Annotated in this window: 17 protein-coding genes; 10 read left to right on the forward strand and 7 right to left on the reverse strand. The window is 67.0% G+C overall.

Translation table 11 applies throughout. The features are described 5' to 3' along the window. Positions 1–75 precede the first annotated feature (75 nt). The gene (locus tag ACFOES_RS18740; protein WP_377834903.1) at positions 76–666 is read right to left on the reverse strand and encodes a histidine phosphatase family protein; all 591 of its coding nucleotides are present in this window, start codon (positions 664–666) and stop codon (positions 76–78) included. 166 nt (positions 667–832) lie between these two features. Between ACFOES_RS18740 and ACFOES_RS18745 the strand changes: the two genes are divergently transcribed. After that, complete coding sequence (locus ACFOES_RS18745) at positions 833–1,714, forward strand: RNA polymerase factor sigma-32 (RefSeq protein ID WP_377834904.1); 882 nt, start codon at positions 833–835, stop codon at positions 1,712–1,714. Further along, on the forward strand, positions 1,711–2,535 hold the full coding sequence (locus ACFOES_RS18750) for a ChaN family lipoprotein (RefSeq protein WP_377834905.1): 825 nt from the start codon (positions 1,711–1,713) through the stop codon (positions 2,533–2,535). The genes ACFOES_RS18745 and ACFOES_RS18750 overlap by 4 nt, the downstream gene beginning before the upstream one ends. A 232-nt stretch (positions 2,536–2,767) precedes the next feature. Here the strand turns inward: ACFOES_RS18750 and ACFOES_RS18755 are convergent, their stop codons facing one another. From ACFOES_RS18755 to ACFOES_RS18770, 4 genes are all read right to left on the reverse strand, one after another. After that, a complete protein-coding gene (locus tag ACFOES_RS18755; protein ID WP_377834906.1) occupies positions 2,768–3,121 on the reverse strand; it encodes a hypothetical protein in 354 nt (117 codons plus the stop codon). Positions 3,122–3,200: 79 nt separating this feature from the next. Beyond that, complete coding sequence (locus ACFOES_RS18760; protein ID WP_377834907.1) at positions 3,201–4,622, reverse strand: plasmid recombination protein; 1,422 nt, start codon at positions 4,620–4,622, stop codon at positions 3,201–3,203. 182 nt (positions 4,623–4,804) lie between these two features. Continuing rightward, positions 4,805–5,251 (reverse strand): RNA polymerase sigma factor, encoded by a 447-nt coding sequence (locus ACFOES_RS18765; RefSeq protein ID WP_377834908.1) that lies wholly within the window; start codon positions 5,249–5,251, stop codon positions 4,805–4,807. Positions 5,252–5,469: 218 nt separating this feature from the next. Then, positions 5,470–7,353: an ATP-binding protein gene (locus ACFOES_RS18770; RefSeq protein ID WP_377834909.1), complete on the reverse strand. Its 1,884-nt coding sequence runs from the start codon at positions 7,351–7,353 to the stop codon at positions 5,470–5,472. 652 nt (positions 7,354–8,005) lie between these two features. Here ACFOES_RS18770 and ACFOES_RS18775 point away from each other — a divergent pair. From ACFOES_RS18775 to ACFOES_RS18810, 8 genes are all read left to right on the forward strand, one after another. Further along, on the forward strand, positions 8,006–8,548 hold the full coding sequence (locus tag ACFOES_RS18775; RefSeq protein ID WP_377834910.1) for a hypothetical protein: 543 nt from the start codon (positions 8,006–8,008) through the stop codon (positions 8,546–8,548). 69 nt (positions 8,549–8,617) lie between these two features. Further along, positions 8,618–9,034: a hypothetical protein gene (locus ACFOES_RS18780; RefSeq protein WP_377834911.1), complete on the forward strand. Its 417-nt coding sequence runs from the start codon at positions 8,618–8,620 to the stop codon at positions 9,032–9,034. 219 nt (positions 9,035–9,253) lie between these two features. Then, positions 9,254–9,421, forward strand: coding sequence for a hypothetical protein (locus ACFOES_RS18785; protein ID WP_377834912.1), 168 nt, complete (start codon positions 9,254–9,256; stop codon positions 9,419–9,421). Beyond that, positions 9,418–11,070 carry a recombinase family protein gene (locus tag ACFOES_RS18790; protein ID WP_377834913.1) on the forward strand — a complete coding sequence of 551 codons (1,653 nt, stop codon included), beginning with the start codon at positions 9,418–9,420 and terminating at the stop codon, positions 11,068–11,070. Before ACFOES_RS18785 ends, ACFOES_RS18790 begins: the two co-directional genes overlap by 4 nt. A 30-nt stretch (positions 11,071–11,100) precedes the next feature. Continuing rightward, entirely contained in the window at positions 11,101–12,300 is a 1,200-nt protein-coding gene (gene coaBC / locus ACFOES_RS18795; RefSeq protein ID WP_377834914.1) for a bifunctional phosphopantothenoylcysteine decarboxylase/phosphopantothenate--cysteine ligase CoaBC, read from the forward strand. Positions 12,301–12,388: 88 nt separating this feature from the next. Further along, positions 12,389–12,859, forward strand: coding sequence for a dUTP diphosphatase (dut, locus tag ACFOES_RS18800; RefSeq protein ID WP_377834915.1), 471 nt, complete (start codon positions 12,389–12,391; stop codon positions 12,857–12,859). Then, a complete protein-coding gene (locus ACFOES_RS18805) occupies positions 12,859–13,932 on the forward strand; it encodes a HesA/MoeB/ThiF family protein (RefSeq protein WP_377834916.1) in 1,074 nt (357 codons plus the stop codon). Before dut ends, ACFOES_RS18805 begins: the two co-directional genes overlap by 1 nt. A 328-nt stretch (positions 13,933–14,260) precedes the next feature. Beyond that, positions 14,261–16,288 carry a M3 family metallopeptidase gene (locus ACFOES_RS18810; RefSeq protein ID WP_377834917.1) on the forward strand — a complete coding sequence of 676 codons (2,028 nt, stop codon included), beginning with the start codon at positions 14,261–14,263 and terminating at the stop codon, positions 16,286–16,288. A 284-nt stretch (positions 16,289–16,572) separates the two neighbouring features. Here the strand turns inward: ACFOES_RS18810 and ACFOES_RS18815 are convergent, their stop codons facing one another. Both ACFOES_RS18815 and ACFOES_RS18820 read right to left on the reverse strand, forming a co-directional pair. Beyond that, positions 16,573–17,481, reverse strand: coding sequence for a cation diffusion facilitator family transporter (locus ACFOES_RS18815; protein WP_377834918.1), 909 nt, complete (start codon positions 17,479–17,481; stop codon positions 16,573–16,575). Between the two features lie 158 nt (positions 17,482–17,639). Beyond that, complete coding sequence (locus ACFOES_RS18820; RefSeq protein ID WP_377835055.1) at positions 17,640–18,140, reverse strand: SH3 domain-containing protein; 501 nt, start codon at positions 18,138–18,140, stop codon at positions 17,640–17,642. Between the last annotated feature and the right edge of the window lie 42 nt (positions 18,141–18,182).

The raw sequence follows: 18,182 nt of genomic DNA on the forward strand, positions 1-18,182 counted from the left end.
ACCTCCTGTGAACGGGTCGCGGCAGGCTAGACCGCGCCGCCGCGCCGGCCAAACGACATTTTGCCCGCCGGCCGATCACACCTCGTGATTGACCTGCCGCAGCTGCCACTCGACCCCGTCGCCGTCGATCCGCGTCACCGAGAGCGGCGCGATATGCTGGGTGATCGCCTCGGCCGCCGTCAGCTCGCCCGCCCGCCGCAACTGGGTCAGGATCACCCCCAGATGGGCGACGGCGACGATGTCGCGGCCGGGATGGGTGCGGGTGAGACCGTCGACGAACCCCGTCACCCGAGACGCGGCCTCGTTCCAGCTTTCGCCGCCCGGCGGCGCCGCCTCGCCCGGGTGCTTCCAGAAGGCGCGCGCCGCCTCGGGCTGGCTGTGCAGCACCTCGTCGAAGGCGCAGCCGTCCCAGTCGCCGAAATCGAATTCGCGGATCGCGGCGGCATGGGGCAGCCGGGTGCGGCCCTCGGCCAGCACGTCCGCTGTCGCCACCGCGCGCAGCAGGTCGGACGAGACCAGCAGCGCGTCGCGCGGCAAATGGGTGTCGAGTCGGGCAATGTGGTCATGGTCGCTGAGATCGGCCGGCACATCGCGCCAGCCGGTGAAACATCTCTGATGCGTGGGGCCGTGCCGCACCCACCACCAGCGGGTCAGATGCCTGTTCATTGGGCGCCTCCGCCGATTCGATGCCGATTCGAGCGGGGCGAATCGGGGCCAGTCGGAAAAAACACGCTGTCAAATAGTATATCTCACGTGAATGTTTTGATCCGGCCCGGGCTCCGCCCCATATACTTGAGTGTAGCAGGGCCGCGCAGGCCGGAAAGGGGGCTTCATGGCGCTCGACAACGGAAACCGCGATCAGACTGTCTCCCGCCAGGCGATGAAGGCGGAGCTGCTGGATGCCGAGACCGAGCTGCGGCTGGCCTATGCCTGGCGCGACCGGCGCGACGAGGCGGCGCTGCACCGGCTGATCAACGCCTACATGCGGCTGGCGATCTCGATGGCGGCGAAATACCGCCGCTACGGCGCGCCGATGAACGACCTGATCCAGGAGGCCGGGCTGGGTCTGATGAAGGCGGCCGACAAGTTCGACCCCGATCGCGGCGTCCGTTTCTCGACCTATGCCGTGTGGTGGATCAAGGCCGGGATCCAGGATTACGTGATGCGCAACTGGTCGATGGTCCGCACCGGCTCGACCAGCAGCCAGAAGGCGCTGTTCTTCAACATGCGCCGGGTGCAGGCTAAGCTCGAGCGCGAGGCGCAGCAGAACGGCGAGGAACTGGATGCCCACCAGCTGCGCGAACGGATCGCGCACGAGGTCGGCGTGCCGCTTTCGGATGTCGAGATGATGGAGGGCCGGCTGGCCGGCTCGGATTTCTCGCTCAACGCCACCCAGGCGGCCGACGACGAGGGCCGCGAATGGATCGACGCGCTGGAAGACGACCGGGCGCAGGCGGCCGAGATCGTCGAGACGACGCATGACGTCGGCACCCTGCGGCAATGGCTGGTCGAGGCGATGGTCGGGCTCAGCCAGCGCGAGCAGTTCATCGTCCGCGAGCGCAAGCTGCGCGACGTGCCGCGCACGCTCGAGGACCTGGGCGCCGAGCTGGGCCTGTCGAAGGAGCGGGTGCGACAGATCGAAGCCGCGGCCTTCGCCAAGATGCGCAAGAGCCTTGAAGCCAGGAACCGGGATCTGCATCACTTCCTTGCATGAAGACGCTGGCCGCCGCCCTCTGCGCCGCGCTCGCCCTGCCCGCTGCGGCGGCCGAGGTGACGCCCGATGCCCTGACCCACCTGCCCCCCGCCGACGTGGTGATCCTCGGCGAGGTGCATGACAACCCGACCCATCACGCCAACCAGGCCGCGGCCGTCGCCGCGCTGAAGCCGCGGGCGCTGGTCTTCGAGATGCTGACGCCAGAACAGGCGGCGCGGGCGACGGCCAAGGTCCGGGGCAACGAGGCCGCGCTGGCAAAGGCGCTCGGCTGGGCCGGCAGCGGCTGGCCGGATTTCAAGCTCTACTACCCGATCTTCGCCGCCGCCCCGCAGGCGAAGATCTACGGCGCCGCGCTGCCGGTCGCGCAGGTGCGGCGCGCGGTGAAAGAGGGCGCGGCCAAGGTCTTCGGCCCCGGCGCCGACCGCTACGGCCTGACCACGCCGCTGCCGGCCGCGCAGCAGCAGACGCGCGAGGCGAACCAGCAGCGCGACCACTGCAACGCGCTGCCCGACAGCCTGTTGGGCGGTATGGTCGCGGCGCAGCGTCTGCGCGACGCCGCCTTCGCCCGCACCATCGTCCAGGCGATGAAAGAGACCGGCGGCCCGGTGGCGATGATCACCGGCTCGGGCCATGCCCGGCGCGACTGGGGCATCCCCGCCGCTCTCGCCCTGGCCGTGCCCGATCTCACCGTGCTCTCGATTGGTCAGCTCGAAGCCCCCGCCGATGCACAGGAACCGTTCGACCTCTGGCTCGTCACCCCGCCGACCCCGCGCGAGGATCCCTGCAAGGCCTTCCGCAACTCGCAGATGCCCAAGGGCTGACGCCTCCGGCGGGGGCTTGCCTGATCTTGCCTGATAGAGGGGGACTTTTCCCTTTCCTCTCAGTCCAAATATCCCGGGGTCCGGGGCCTGACCTAACCGTTGGTTGCGGCACCGTCAGGCCGTGGATGCTGGCTCGGAGCCCGAACATGAGAAAGCCCGCCAATGTGGCGGGCTTCCTCATCGAGCGGGCGTGCTCGGGGCCGAGGGGCGAGGTTGGGGGACGCCCTCGCCTTTAGGCGCTCCCCTGCTTGCTGTGGGTCCCCTCCGGCGACTTTCGGGAGGCCGCGAGCACCTGCTCGCTCGCGGCCTCCGTCGCATCAGGCTCCTCCTCCGGCAGGTGCTCGAGGTAAGCGGCGATGCGCTTGCGGTCGGCGACGGTCGCCACTTCGGAGAGTCGCTCAAGGAAGGACAGGATTTCGACGCGCGGGGCAGCGTCGAGCCATTTGCCGAAGGCGTCGAGCACATGGCGCCGCCGCTTGAGTTGCGCCTTGTGTTCCTTCTCGGCGACCCCGGCGACCTTCGACTGGAATCGCAGATACTGGCTGTAGAGCGCGTCTTGTTGCTTCTGGGGGATGTGAACCGTCATGTCATGATCCTTTCGGTTGGTGTGGGTTCACGGCGACAAATGGTCCGCACCCGACGGAGTGAAAGAAGATTTTTGCCCCTCATCGACGCTCATCCTCTTCGCCAGGATTCCTGCCTTTCTTCAGGGCCCGGATCGCCTGGTTGGCCTCCCGCGTCTCCGCCAGCGTGTCGGCGATGAAGTGCTTGCGAAAGCGCTCGGGGAGAACCGCGATCATCCTGCTGCGCAGCGCAGAGACAGCCTTCTCCGCGTGTGCGACCGCCGCGACACGGGAGGAGACTTCTTCGTTGGCCCGGGCCGCCGCTATGCGGTTGAACACTCCGTAGGACTGCCCAAGGCGGGCGATCAGCCGCCGCGCAGGCACACCGGGATCCGAGAGGAGTTGTTGGACTCGGCGCCGCATCGGCGAGCCCGTGGCCAGGCGCTGCGAGACGGTGATCCCACCCTTCGGACCGGGAACCAGATGTCCTTCAACGAGATGTTCGGCAACCTGCAGAACCTTGTCCGCATCGCGCTTGCGCTCGCGGGAGCGCTTGAAAACTGCGAGCGCCTTCGCTGATTGAAGCTCGGCCTGCTTGCGGGCGGCAGCCGCCTCGACGCGCTCGGCCTCCACACGGGCCCTCTTGGCTTTCAGATCCTCGGCCTCGCGCGCGAGGCGCCGCTCTTCATCGGCACGCCAGACATGCGCCGGCACGTGGACCCGAGGCTCTGGCGCGGCCACGTCCTCCCCGCGCTTCCTCGCGGCCTTCGCCTGTCGCCGGGCAAGGGCGCGCTGCTCACCCCGCACCAGCCCCATCTCGGCGAAGAACGCCCCGATGTCATCCTGGGCCTTCTCGTAGTCCTTGAGGAGAGGATGGGACGACGGCTGGAGCAGCTTCTGCCGCCCGCTCCGTTTCGAGTGCTTCTCGGTCCATGGCGCGATGACGCCATGGATGTGGAAAGTGGTCTCGTCCCGATCGGCGCGGGCGTGGACGACCATGTCGCCGAAGCGGGTATCCAGCCACTCAAGCACCCGGGTCTCGAACTGCCGTTCGCGCTCCTCGATCTTCTGCGCGCGGGCCTCCTGCTCTTCTTGCGTCAGGGGCTTGCCTCCATCGGCGCCCGGCGGTTCAAACCAGTCGCGATGGGCGGTGACGATGAACTCCCGCAAGGGGCCACCTTTCGACGGACGCCAGGGAGCCCTCGGCCCCTCCAGGAGGCGCCTCTTGGCCTCCCCGATCCTCTTGGCCCGCTGGAGCCCTTCGACCTCCTGGTTGATATTGGCGAGGCTGGCGACGCGGATGTCAGCGGCCAAGGACTCGAACCAGTCCGGCTCGCCGATCAGAGTGCGATTGAGGTGGGTGCGGCCATGATCGACATGGTCCATGTCGCGCTGCTTGCGGTCGTTGTGCAGCCGGTAGCGGCGAAGCTGGTGGGGGAATAGCTCGGCGAAGCGGAGCACGACCGGGTGGGCGCCGCGCGCGGGCGTAGCCCGGGTGCGGTTGAACGATCTTTGATACGACATGGCGGCCTCCTGCTTGGATCTTCGCCATGAAGATCGTCGGAGGTCGGCAGAAGCCAAACAAGGCAGGAAGCGAGAAGTCGATGTCGGCACCGAGGCGGCCGAGAATGCACATGTTCCTGGAGCGGTATTGTCTCGGGCCTGCCGATAGGCGTGGCCACCGTAGCGCCCACGCCTGTGAGATCTTAGGCCGCCAAGGCTAGGATCAGCTTGCGGGCGCGATGGGCACGCGTCTTCAGGGTCGTGACTTTTGCCCCAGTTTGTTCGGCCACCTCAGCGAGCGTGTACCCCTGAGCTTGCCGGACAAGTAGACTGAAATCTCGCGGCCCACAGGCTTGAGCGCACTTGATGAGCATGAGACGGCTCTCAGCCGCGTCCGCGACTCCACAGCTTTCACGTTCCATCGAAATGTCATCACGGCCCACATGGATCATAGCGCGACGGCGGCGCTCTTTCCCGGTGCGGTTCACGATGAGGTTGTTGACCTGCTCGACGTTGGGAACTTCACCGCGCCCGATCCTTTCAAGAAGGTCGGTCATCGCGGCCTCGATGCCTGCGGCCTTGTATGCGTTCGTCGTGCGACCAAGCATCGACTGAAGGCGGGCATACTCCGCCCATGGATCTGCATCCATAGTACTTCTCCTGTTGTTTGTGCGGGCGGTTGTCGCCACGCGGAGGATTTGGCGAGGTACGCATCGCGTCCGATCTGCACGCCTCATCGCGGTCGCTGTGCCCGATGATGGCGCCAAGTTCAGATCGGCACGGTGGCCCTCAATACTATTGTAACCGAAATGGGGTCCCGGTTGCACAAAAAATGCCGAGCGCCGCATGGGCAGCGCTCGGCATAGGTTCATAGGGCTGTTAGTTGGGTCTTGAGCGTCTCCGACCATTCGCGCCGAAGATCTTCAAACAGCTTGGCGCGCTCGGGGTTGTCTCCCTCCAAGCTCATCTGGCTCTGAGCGCGACCAAGGCTGAATAGGAGCATCTGCAATGCCACCAAGATCTCGGAAGTATCAGCACCGGCGTCGTATTCATCCGTATCCGAATGGCTACCCAGGTCAGCTCCGCCGTTTGCCGTGAGCTGAGCGATCGGATCGTACAGTTTCGAGAAGAATGGGTGAGCCGTGTTGATTGTGAGCACCACTTTCCCAAACTGATAGTCCACATGATAGAATGGCCAATACTCGTCGTGCCGGAACGTGGTGATAAACTTCGAGTTCTTGATCCGCTCGAACGCCTCTTCGTTGGTTTCGTCCTTTCGCTTCAGTGATACGGCGAGCCCGCGCAGGTTTGCTTCCAGAGCGGCAGCCTCTTCCTTCGTGGTCGGGGACGGGCTGGGAAGTGGCTTCGCCTGCAAAGCATCAGCTTCACCAGCTCGACGTTCGGCGTCGCTCACCTTTGTCCCAGAGTCCACTGCGCGCCGCTCTTTGCGAAACTGCGCGGTGCGATTGCGAACCCTCGTAACCTCTTCGCGAATGTGTTCCCGGATGCAGTCGAGGGCATACTTCTTGGGACGCACGCCCTGCTTGTTCATTGCGACGCCGAATGCTTCATCCAGTTCACCACCGAAGTCGACTTGGATACGCAGCCAATCGTTGTCACCGTGACCAGCACCGGCCAGTTCCCGAACTGTTCCGCTGAAGACCTCTCGATCGTTCCGCATAAACGAGACTGTGTGTCCGTCGAATACATGCAGATCATTTTTCAGCGTCTTCCGAGGGAGGTCGTACCATTCCTCAATCGGAAGCATATACAGTCGAACAGCCACTGGAGCTGTGCTGTCACTGTTTTCACTTACCGGCACCTGGATCTCTGGCCAGGACTTGATCAACCTGCTGCGCTTTTCCTTGATACCTTCGACGTGGGTATGGCGAGCGTTCAAGTCCCAGTAGGTCGGATCAAACGCGTAGACGCGCCTGTTGTTAACGTAAAGCCGGAGACCTTGGCTCAACTGAACCCGGTAGATGCGAGACATCTCTCGAATAGCATCTTCAGCAAGCGTCTGTGCTTTCTTGTAGGTTACCCTATCACAGTCTGGGATGTGAATGATGGTGCCCGAGCGCCCCATCCGATCGAGAAGCTCATCCTCATCATCGGCTAGCAGATCTTGCTCTGCGTGCGAACGAGGAAAAACCATCGGCTTGGTCAGTATGCGCGCAACGCTCGATGGCAAAGCATCAAGAAGTTGTGGCTCCGGCAACTCCAAGAGGTTGGACATTTTTGAGCTGATGTCTTTGACATCCAAAGTCATAGTGTAGATCGCCCCAGGTTCGGTCCACGAATAGACTTCTACTGCTGGCGACATGCTCAAAGCTGCCGTCTTCATTCCCACGCCAAAGCGGCCAATGCCTTCACGATTGTCGTAGTACATCGACCCGCCGAAGGACATTGCGACCTGCAGGACATGCGGTTCCATGCCACGCCCATTGTCAAATACAAGCGCATCAATCGAGTAGGCACCCGGACGACCGGTTTGGTGGAAATAGACGCGGATTTCGGTGGCACCACCTTGAATCGAGTTGTCCACGTGTTCGCACAGTGCGGAAGTGGTGGTGTTGTATCCAACATCTCGGAGAGAGTTGATAAAGGTCTGTCCGAGAAAAAGAGGGACTCGCGTACCCTCCTTTAGGACGCGATTCAGGACCGCCTTACCTCCGCGCGGAGCGTGTCCGCCCCATTTCGGTTCAAATGCAAAGTCGTCTTCGGGGTCGATAGCTTCATACTGTTCGTTCATTGCTTTTCTCCAGATTGCTGTGGCAATCGCTGTGATTGCCTGGGTGAAGAGGCGCTAAGCGCCTACAACCTTATTGTCGGTCAGCCGCCCCCATGGTTTCAGTCTCCTTCAGAAAATATCTTCATAGCGCCGCCGCCTGCCGCCCTGATCGACAAACGTCAAGTTGCCGATGGTGCAACGCAAATACTCACTAAGCAGTTGACACTTCGGGCCTTCGGCCCCGCGTATCAACAGCCGTTCGCCGGGGCGCTGCCCCGGACCCCGCGCCTTCCGCGGGACCGTTGGGGCGTCGTTCGCCACTCCCCCTCCGGCCACCCCCTGGCGTCTTCCGACGGACCATAGAGGCGCTCGCCACCCCCTCTGGACTTCCCCGGCCGCTTCCGCGGGACCGAGGGGCGTCGCTCTGCGCTCCCCCTCTGGACACCCCCTGCGCCCGGGGGAGGGGCCGCTGGGCGCGCCTCCCCCGAACCCCCTCCAGCCTCTTTGCGGCATCTGACCTGACGGCGGGCTGGTGCCCGATGAGCTGCGCAGGAATGGGCCGCCAATGCATCCGGTTTGCGGTCGCGCGGTCTGGGTGACGCGCGACCGCAAACCGGATGCCCGAGCGGGCCCCGACGGGAGCGTGTCGATGATCCTCAAATGGAGAACCCCCATGTTCCACACACCCACCATCGTCCCGGCTCAGGCCGACGCCCCCTGGTCCGAGACCGTCCGCTCCGGCGACATCGTCGCCTTCCGCTTCCCGGCGAACGAGGGCACGACCGGCCACGAGCCGAAGGTCCGCCCCTGCCTCGTCCTTGCGACCGCGACGATCGCCGGTCAGCGCTGGCTGACAATCGCCTACGGCACCTCGGTCACCGAGAAGGCTCGCAAGGGCTACGCCATCCCGCTCGGCAATCGCGACGCCATCGCTGCCGGCCTCGATCGTGCCACGGCCTTTCGTGGCGATCGCGTCGTCATCGTCCGCCCCAACAACGGTGGCTTCGCGGTCAGCCCGACGTTTCGCACGCCGGTCCTCGGCCGGCTGACCGGCCGTCCGCTCGAGCGGATGCGGGCCGTCCAGGCCCGTCTGCAAGCCGAGGCGGACATGGCCGCCGAGCGCCGCGTCGAACGGCGCCGCGCGCGTGTCGACGAGCGCAAGTCGCTGATCAGGGCGCGGGCCCGGGCGGCAGCGCGGGCGGTCATCACCGGCTGAAGACGCTGGACCTTGCGGCAGCGTCCTCTGCCGGCGCTGCCGCCCTTAACCGATCCAAAGGAGATCCTCATGACCAACACCTACTTTCCGACCACCTTCCCCGTGAACAACACCCACCGGGTCCTGCTGTTCTCGCCCGACCAGAAGGTGCCCGACTACAAGCGCATCCCGGACCTCGGGGCCGATGCCCTCGCGGCCTTGCGCGCGGCGCTGCGCCTGATCCCCGAGATGTCGCCTGGCCTGGCGCGCGATCTCTCCGACGAGATTGTCGCACTGCAGGCTCGGCTCGACCGGCGCGAGAGCTTCAACGCGGAAGCCCTGGCCGAGATGAACCACTGCAGCGACCGTCTGAAGCACCTCGAGCGGGACGAGGCGGCCGACGCCTTCGCCGGCCATCTCTCGGATGCCCTGACGCATGCCACCCGCGCGGCGGACCTGATCGCTGCGCATCGCGAGTTCACCCAGCTGCGTTGGCACTATACGTAAGGCCCCCCGATGCCGGGCCGCGGTTTCCAGGGTGGAACCGCGGCCCACCTTCGGAGCCATACGAAGAGGCGGGGTTTGATTAGGGGAAGGGCGTTTCTTTCCTGATTTCTCAATGCATTACCTCCATTGCGGCAAGAACTTGCAGGATTTTTCCTTCTGAAGTTCTGGGAGGCCTCGATCTTTCTGCGTTCCAGAAACCCCGGACCGCGAGGACAGAACATGCAGGCCCCCACCACGCTCACCACCGCCAACGACAACCCCGGCGGCGCCACCCAGATCGACACTGCGCTGATCGGCCTTGTCCGGCTCCTTGCCCGGGCCGAGTTGCGTCGCGCCGCCAACACCAACGCCGCCCCGGGTGCCGACACCAAGGAAGCCAGCCAATGACCCTCCGCGCCGCGATCTATGCCCGCTACAGCAGCGAGCTGCAGAAGCCGACGTCCATCGACGACCAGATCGCGATGGCCGAGAAGCATTGCGAGTCCAAGGGCTGGACCGTCGTCGCCAGGCATTTCGATGCCGAGATGACCGGCAGGAATGCCCGCCGCCCCGGCTTCCAGGCGCTCCTCGAGGATGTTCGTGCGGGCCGCCTCGACGTGATCGTCATCGAGTCGATCAGCCGGATGAGCCGGCGCGTGACCGACAGTCTCACCACCTTCGAACGGCTCGAGTTCAGCAAGGTAACCCTCGTCTCGCTCTCCGAGGGAGTGCAGACCCAACTCTCGGTGATGATGCTGGGCTTCGCCGCGCAGACGCAGAGCGAGGCAACAGCGGCCCAGACCGAGCGCGGTCGCCGTTCCGTGCTCAAGAAGCAGCATCGGCTCCACAGCCTCGCCTACGGCTATAGCCGCAAGTATGTCGAGACCGGCATCAATCGCGAGATCGACCCGGAAGAAGCGGCGATCGTGCGCCGCATCTTTGAGGAGACCGCCGAGGGCCATGCCAGCGAGGCGATCGCGGCCGGTCTCAACCGCGACGGCATCCCGTCGCCGACCGGCGGCAGCTGGGGCGGCTCCACCATTCGCGGCAACGTCACCCGCGGCGAGGGCATCCTGCGTAACACGCTCTACATCGGGAAGGCACGCTACGGCGCCACCCATCGCGAGAACGACCCGGAGACCGGCGCCAAGCATGTCTCGACGACGCCGGAGAAGATCCTCGAGGTCGAGATCCCGGAACTGCGGATCATCCCGCAGGAGCTCTGGGATGCGGCACAGGCGCAGCTCGACCGAAGCGCGAAGAAGGTCCATGCGGCCGGCAATCCCCGCGCTGCCCACCGCAACCTCTATTTGCTCTCCGGTCTGCTCGTCTGCGGCTGCTGCGGCGAGCCCTACGTCATCCGCGCCCAGAACCGCTACGGCTGCAAGAACTTCCGCAAGGGGATCTGCCGGGACAGCAAAGGCATCCGCCGGGATCGGATCGAGGCCCGCGTCTTCAACCGTCTCCGCCACGCATTCCTGACGCCGGAGCTGACCGAGAGCTTCGAGGCCGCGATCCGCGCCGAGCGCAAGAAGATGCGGCCAACCGAGCGCGACCAGACCCTCAAGGCCCTGCGACGCCATCGCGGGGACCTCAGCCGCAAACTCGACAACAACTTCAAGGCCATCGAGGAGGGCGCCCCGTTCAAGCGGCTCCAGCCGCGCATCGAAGCCCTGGAGGCCGAGATCGAGGCCCTGGAGGCCCGGATCTCCGAGACCCTGGCGGCACAGCAGGCAGCCGCGGCACCGCCTCCAGATCCCGTCATCGCCTACGCCGAGGTGCTCCGACGACTTGAGGACCTCCTTGGCCACCCGGACTTCGTCGATCAGGCCCATCAGCATCTGGCCGCCCTGATCCAGCGGATCGAGCTCAGGCCGGACGACACAGCTCAAGACGGCGTCGCTGCCGAGATCCACTGGGGTCTCGGCAGTTTGCTTTCGGCAGGAGGCTATGCTTCACACTGGGCCAATCGCTTCGCGACAAACCCGCAACTGACAGCCAGGTCCGGGGCAGCGCCCCGGCCGGTTGCCGTTGTGCGCATCGCCCCGGCGCCCTAGAACCGGAAGGGAAGGACAGGAGGGCCTCTGATGTTGACGGGCAAGCGTATTCTTCTGATCGTCGGCGGCGGCATCGCCGCCTACAAGGCGCTCGACCTGATCCGCCGGCTGCGCGAGCGCGGCGCGGCGGTGGTGCCGGTGCTGACCCGGGCGGGGACGGAGTTCGTCACCCCGCTGTCGCTGTCGGCGCTGGCCGGTCACAAGGTCTACACCGAGCTCTTCGACCTGACCGAGGAGGCCGAGATGGGCCATATCCAGCTCTCCCGCGCCGCCGACCTGGTGGTGGTGGCGCCGGCGACGGCGGACCTGATGGCCAAGATGGCCGGCGGCCATGCCGACGATCTCGCCTCGACCCTGCTGATGGCGACCGACAAGCGGGTGCTGATCGCGCCGGCGATGAACCTGCGCATGTGGCAGCACCCGGCGACGCAGCGCAACCTGGCGACATTGCGGGGCGACGGCGTGCTGGTGGTCGGCCCCAATGACGGCGACATGGCCTGCGGCGAATACGGTCCCGGCCGGATGGCCGAACCGCTGGAGATCGTCGCGGCGATCGAGGCGGCGCTGGGCACGGGGCCGCTCAAGGGCCGGCATGTGGTGGTGACATCGGGCCCGACCCATGAGCCGATCGACCCGGTGCGCTACATCGCCAACCGGTCCTCGGGCGCGCAGGGCGCGGCGATTGCCGCCGCGCTGGCGGCGCTGGGGGCTGACGTGACCTTCGTTTCCGGTCCGGCAACGGTGCCGCCGCCCGAGGGCGTGCGGGTGGTGCAGGTCGAGACCGCGCGCGAGATGCTGGCGGCGGTCGAGGCGGCGCTGCCCGCCGATGCTGCCGTCTTCGCCGCCGCCGTCGCCGACTGGCGCGTCGCCAATGCTGCGGAGCGCAAGATGAAGAAGGATGGCTCGGGCAAGGCCCCGGCGCTGGATTTCGCCGAGAACCCGGACATCCTGGCGACTGTTTCGAAAATGGAAACGGGGCGGCCGGAACTTGTGATCGGTTTCGCGGCCGAGACCGATGACGTGGTCGCGAACGCGACCGCCAAGCGGGCGCGCAAGGGGTGCGACTGGATCGTCGCCAACGATGTCAGCGCCGGCACCGGGATCATGGGCGGGGCCGAGAACGCGGTCACGGTGATTACGGCCGAGGGCTCGGAAAGCTGGCCACGCATGGGCAAGGACGAGGTCGCCCGCTGGCTGGCGGCGCGGATCGCCAAGGCGCTGGTGGAGTAGGGGCCTTTGCCCGGATGTCGGGAATGCGGCGAGGGCGCGCCGCCTTCGGCGAGGATATTTGGATGAAGATGAAAGCAGGAGCCTTCGCATGACGGTGCCGGTCGTTCAGGTGGTATGGGAGGATTGGGCCGACCGCGCCATCGCGCTGCCGTCCTATGAGACGGCGGGGGCGGCCGGGGCCGACATCCGCGCCAACCTGAAGCCCGAGGACCGGGCGGCGGGGCTGGTGCTGGCGCCGATGGCGCGGGCGCTGGTGCCAACCGGGCTGCGGGTCGAGATCCCGCCCGGCTTCGAGATGCAGATCCGGCCGCGCTCGGGCCTGGCGCTGAAGCATGGCATCGGCCTGGTCAACGCGCCGGGCACGATCGACAGCGACTATCGCGGCCCGCTGGGCGTGCTGCTGGTCAACCTGGGCGCCGAGCCTTTCACCGTGCATCATGGCGACCGCATCGCCCAGATGGTCGTCGCCCCGGTGGTGCAGGCGCGGCTCGAGCCGGTGGCGGCGCTGGGCGAGACCGCGCGCGGCGCTGGCGGCTTCGGCTCGACCGGGCGGCGCTGATGGGGCTGGTTCTTGCGCTGGCGGCCGGGCTCTGGGCGCTGGGCTGGCTGTTCAAGGCGCCAGTGTGGGCGCGGGTGGGGATGGTCGGGCTGCTGCTGGCCGGGGTGATCCTGGCCCAGCTGGGGCTGCCCGACGGCCACCCGTTCCGCGCCGCCACCGGCGGCAATGCCCAGAACTGGGTGCTGCTGATCGGCGCGGCGGCGCTGGTGCTGGGCTACCGCGCGCTGCTGGGGCGGCTGCGGATGCGGGCGGCGGCGCGGGTGATCCCGACGCAAGCGAAGGAGAGGACGATGGCAGACAGGCCCGCGGGGACGTTTGGGAGCGAGGAACTCGAACGCTATGCCCGCCACATCATGCTGCGCGAGATCGGCGGGCCGGGGCAGAAGGCGCTCAAGAACGCCCGCGTGCTGGTGATCGGCGCCGGCGGGCTGGGCTCGCCCGCGCTGCTCTACCTCGCGGCGGCGGGGGTGGGGACGATCGGCGTCGTCGACGACGACGTGGTCGACAATTCCAACCTCCAGCGCCAGGTGATCCACGCCCATGAGCGGATCGGGACACCCAAGGTCGCCTCGGCCGAGCAGGCGATGCGGGCGCTCAACCCGCATATCGAGGTCGAGGCGCATCAGCTGCGGCTGGAGGCGGCGAATGCCGAGGCGCTGTTCGCTGGCTACGACCTCGTGCTTGACGGCTCGGACAATTTCGACACCCGCTATCTGACCAACAGGACGGCGGCCAAGCTGGGCATTCCGCTGATCGCGGCGGCGATCACGCAATGGGAAGGGCAGATATCGCTCTACGATCCGGCCCATGGCACGCCCTGTTACGAATGCATCTTCCCGGCCCGGCCGGCACCGGGGCTGGTGCCGAGCTGCGCCGAGGCCGGCGTGGTGGCGCCGCTGCCCGGCGTTATCGGCGCGATGATGGCGCTGGAGGCGGTCAAGCATATCACCGGGGCCGGCCAGACGCTGAAGGGCGAGATGCTGGTCTATGACGGGCTGTGGAGCGAGACCCGGAAATTCACCCTGGAGAAGCGGGCGGATTGCCCGGTCTGCGGCGGGATGGGACAAGGGTAGGGGCGACCGCCCGCTCTGCTGATGCCATGATTGCCGTGCTGGCGTTGGGCCAGCCCGTTTGCGCGGCGTCAAGGCCAACGGCCACCGCGCAAGCGCCGGACCGTGCCGGCGGTCTGGCGCTCTGGTGAAACTGGCGCAACGCTCGTATAGGCGTCCGGACGCGGCAGCGATAGAGCGCCCCGCTCGTCTGTCGCGGCGCCAGCCCACGGTCCGGCGCTTGCGCGACTTGCTCTGGGCCCCCAACCGCGCACATCTTCGCGCGGCCGCTTTCGCCGCACTGGACCTTCGCCGCGCCCGCGCCTAGCAATGAAGGCAAAGGAGAGCGCCCATGACCAATCCGCTGCTGGCCCCCTTCGCGGGGCCGTTCGAGCTGCCGCCCTTCGCCGAGATCCGCGACGAGGATTTCGCCCCCGCCTTCGAGACCGCGCTGGTCGAGGCCCGCGCCGCCGTCGCCGCCATCGCCGAGAACCCCGACCGGCCGACCTTCGCCAACACGATCGAGGCGCTGGAACAGTCGGACGAAACGCTCGACCGGGTCGCCGGGGTGTTCTTCAACCTCGCCGGGGCGGACAGCAACCCGGCGCGGCAGGCGCTGCAGCGCGAGCTGGCGCCGAAGCTGTCGGCCTTCTCGTCGGAAGTCACCATGAACCCGGCGCTGTTCAAGCGGATCGAGACGCTGTGGATCGAGCGCGAATCGCTCGACCTGACGCCCGAGCAGCGCCGGCTGCTGACCCTCTACCGCCGCATGTTCGTCCGCGCCGGGGCCGAGCTGGTAGGCGAGCAGGCCGAGCGGCTGCGCGCGGTGAAAAGCCGGCTGGCGGTATTGGGCACCGAGTTTGCGCAGAACCTGCTGGCCGACGAGGCCGAGTGGTTCATGGAACTGGCCGAGGCCGACCTCGACGGCCTGCCCGATTTCGTCACCGCCAGCGCCCGGGCGGCGGGGGCCGAGCGCGGGTTGCAGGGGCCGGCGATCACCCTCAACCGGTCCCTCATCGTGCCGTTCCTGCAGTATTCGCCCCGCCGCGACCTGCGCGAAAAGGCCTACGAGGCCTGGGTGTCGCACGGCGCCAACGGCAACGCGCATGACAACCGCGCCATCGCCAAGGAAGTGCTGGAGCTGCGCGAGGAGCGGGCCCATCTGCTGGGCTATCCCAGCTTCGCCGCCTACAAGCTCGAACCCGAGATGGCCAAGACGCCGGAGGCGGTGCGCGAACTGTTGATGAAGGTCTGGCGCCCGGCCCGGGCCAAGGCCAATGCCGATGCCGAGGTGCTGACCGCGATGATGCACGAGGACGGCATCAACGGCGATCTCGAGGCCTGGGACTGGCGCTACTATGCCGAGAAGCGGCGCAAGGACCTGCACGATCTCGACGAGGCCGAGCTGAAGCCCTACCTGTCGCTCGACGCCATGATCGACGCCGCCTTCGACACCGCCAACCGGCTGTTCGGGCTCGACTTCCACGAGATCGACGCCGATCTCTACCAGCCGGATGTCCGCGCCTGGGAGGTGACGCGCAAGGGCCGGCACATGGCTGTCTTCATCGGCGACTACTTCGCCCGCGGATCGAAACGCTCGGGCGCCTGGTGTTCGGCCATGCGCAGCCAGCGCAAGCTGGGCGGCGAGATGCGGCCGATCGTGGTCAATGTCTGCAACTTCGCCAAGCCGGCAGAGGGCGAGCCGGCGCTGCTGAGCTATGACGATGCGCGGACGCTGTTTCACGAATTCGGCCATGCGCTGCACCAGATGCTGTCCGACGTGACCTATTCCTTCATTTCCGGAACATCGGTGGCGCGCGACTTCGTCGAGCTGCCGAGCCAGCTCTACGAGCATTGGCTCGAGGTGCCGGAGGTGCTGGAAAGGCATGCCCGCCATGTCGAGACCGGTGAGCCGATGCCGCGCGAGATGCTGCAGAAGCTGCTCGATGCCGCGACCTACGACCAGGGTTTCGCCACCGTCGAATATGTCGCCTCGGCGCTGGTCGACCTTGCCTTCCACGAGGGCGAGGCGCCGGAAGACCCGATGGCGAAACAGGCCGAGGTGCTGGCCAGGATCGGCATGCCCAAGGCGATCCGGATGCGCCACGCGACACCGCATTTCGCCCATGTCTTCTCGGGCGACGGCTATTCCTCGGGCTATTACAGCTACATGTGGTCCGAGGTCATGGATGCCGACGCCTTCGAGGCCTTCGAGGAGGCGGGCGGCGCCTTCGACCCGGAAGTGGCGGAGAAGCTGGAGCGGTTCATCCTCTCGGCCGGCGGTTCGCAGGAGGCCGAGGAGCTCTACACCGCCTTCCGTGGCCGGCTGCCCGGGGTCGAGGCGCTGCTGCGCGGCCGGGGACTGGCCGACGCGGTGTAAGCGCGGTGGCATGCCGGGAATGCCCTGACCACCCGTCCCACCCGGCGTTCGCGCCGGGTGGGTGCTTTTCGCGAGCAGGGCTAGCCCTCCGTCGCCAATTGACCTGCGCGGGCATGCTGTTTCTGGCCTCTCGCCTCCGGTCAATGGGCTAGGACAAGCGGTGCAAGCGCCGGACCGCCGTGACGGTCCGGCGCTTGCGCGGCGGCCTGTGGCCTTGAATCCGCGCAGAGGGGACCCCTTCCATCTTCATCGCAGGCGGGACGTGCGGGGATTCAGGCGCTGCCCTAGCCGGTCTTCCCCGCCGGCGCGTCGTCGCCGTGCCAGACATCCTTGTGGATGATGACATCGGCCTGCGGATAGGCGTCAAGGATCGCCCGGCGCAGCGCCGCGCCGGTCTCGTGCGCCTCGTAGAGCGTCTGGCTGCCGTCGAGCTCGATATGCAGGTGGACGAAGACCCGGCTGCCCGCCGTCCGGGTCTTGAGGTCGTGAAAGCCGCGCACGCCGGGCCAGTCGCGGGCGATCCTGGCGATGCCCTCGGTGATGGCGGGATCGGCGCGGCGGTCCATCAGCGCGTCCCACGCTCCCTTGCCGATCGAGGCGGCACCGACGATCAGCATCCCCGCCGCCCCCAGCGCCACCACGCTGTCGATCTGGGTCAGCCCCCAGCGCGCCGAGGCGAAGAGCGAGACGATGGCGCCGATATTGGGCAACAGATCGCCGAGGTAATGCAGCGAATCCGCCTTCACCACCCGGCTGCCGGTGCGGGCCGCGACCCGTTGCTGCCAGAGCACCAGCGCGACCGTCAGGACGATCGAAACCGTCATCACCGCCATGCCGGCGCTTTCGTCGGCCAGCTTCATCGGCTCGGGCGACAGTAACCTGCTGACGGCGGCCCAGCCGATGACGCAACCCGAGACGGTGATGAACAGCGCCTGTCCCAGCGCGGCGAGATCCTCGGCCGAGCTGTGGCCGAAGGCGTGGTCCTCGTCCGGCGGCCGGGCGGCATAGATCATCGCCGCCAGCCCGCCCAGCGAGACCATCAGGTCGAGCCCGCTATCGGCCAGCGAGGCGGCGACCGACAGCGCCCCGGTCACGCCGAGCGCCCAGAGCTTGAGCGCCACCAGCACGGCGGCGACACTCACCGAGGCGATCCCGGCCGAGACGTTGAGATGGGTTCCGCGCTCCGCGCTCATATCGGGCCTGCGTCCTTGCATCGGGCAGGGCGGTAGCCGCAGGGTGCGGCCGCTTGCCATGACTGGTTCGTTCCGGCGTCCGGCGCTGGGTCAAACACCGCCTGCCGACATCGGGACGGCGCTCTTAGCCGATCGGCCGACCGCCGGGCAAGCCCATATCAGCCGATGATCTCGTCCGGGTCCACACCCCAGACCGCGGCCTTCGGCACCCAGCCGCGGCTGCCGTCGGCGCCGACCCGGCACCAGTCGCGATTGGCCTCGAGCAGCCGGGCGACGACGCCCTCCTCGGCCTTGGCGTCGAGCGGGGCTTTCGAATCGGGTCGGTCGTGCAGGTCGGTCATCGGATCGGTGAACAGCACCGTGCGGATGCCCGACAGCAGCGTGTAGTAGATCCAGCCGCCCAGCCCGTCCTTGTCCTCGACCCGGCGCCAATGCTCGAATTCGGCGGTGACCCGCAGCGGCATCCCGGCCCGGGTATAGACCCAGTCGATCCGGTTCGACAGGCCGGGGCCGCGCCGGACATTGCCGCGCGTGCCCTTGAGCGAGACGTAGCGCGGCAGCGGCAGGCCGGTCACCGGCCCGGTGCCGGTTTCGGGGACCGAGGCCGCCAGCGGCCCGCCAAGGGTGAAGGAACCGACGGTCGCCGCCGTCAATGCCATGAAATCGCGCCGTTTCATCGCTGCCTGCCCGTTTTGCCCGTA

Source organism: Acidimangrovimonas pyrenivorans (assembly GCF_042643245.1).
GTDB classification, from domain to species: domain Bacteria; phylum Pseudomonadota; class Alphaproteobacteria; order Rhodobacterales; family Rhodobacteraceae; genus Acidimangrovimonas; species Acidimangrovimonas pyrenivorans.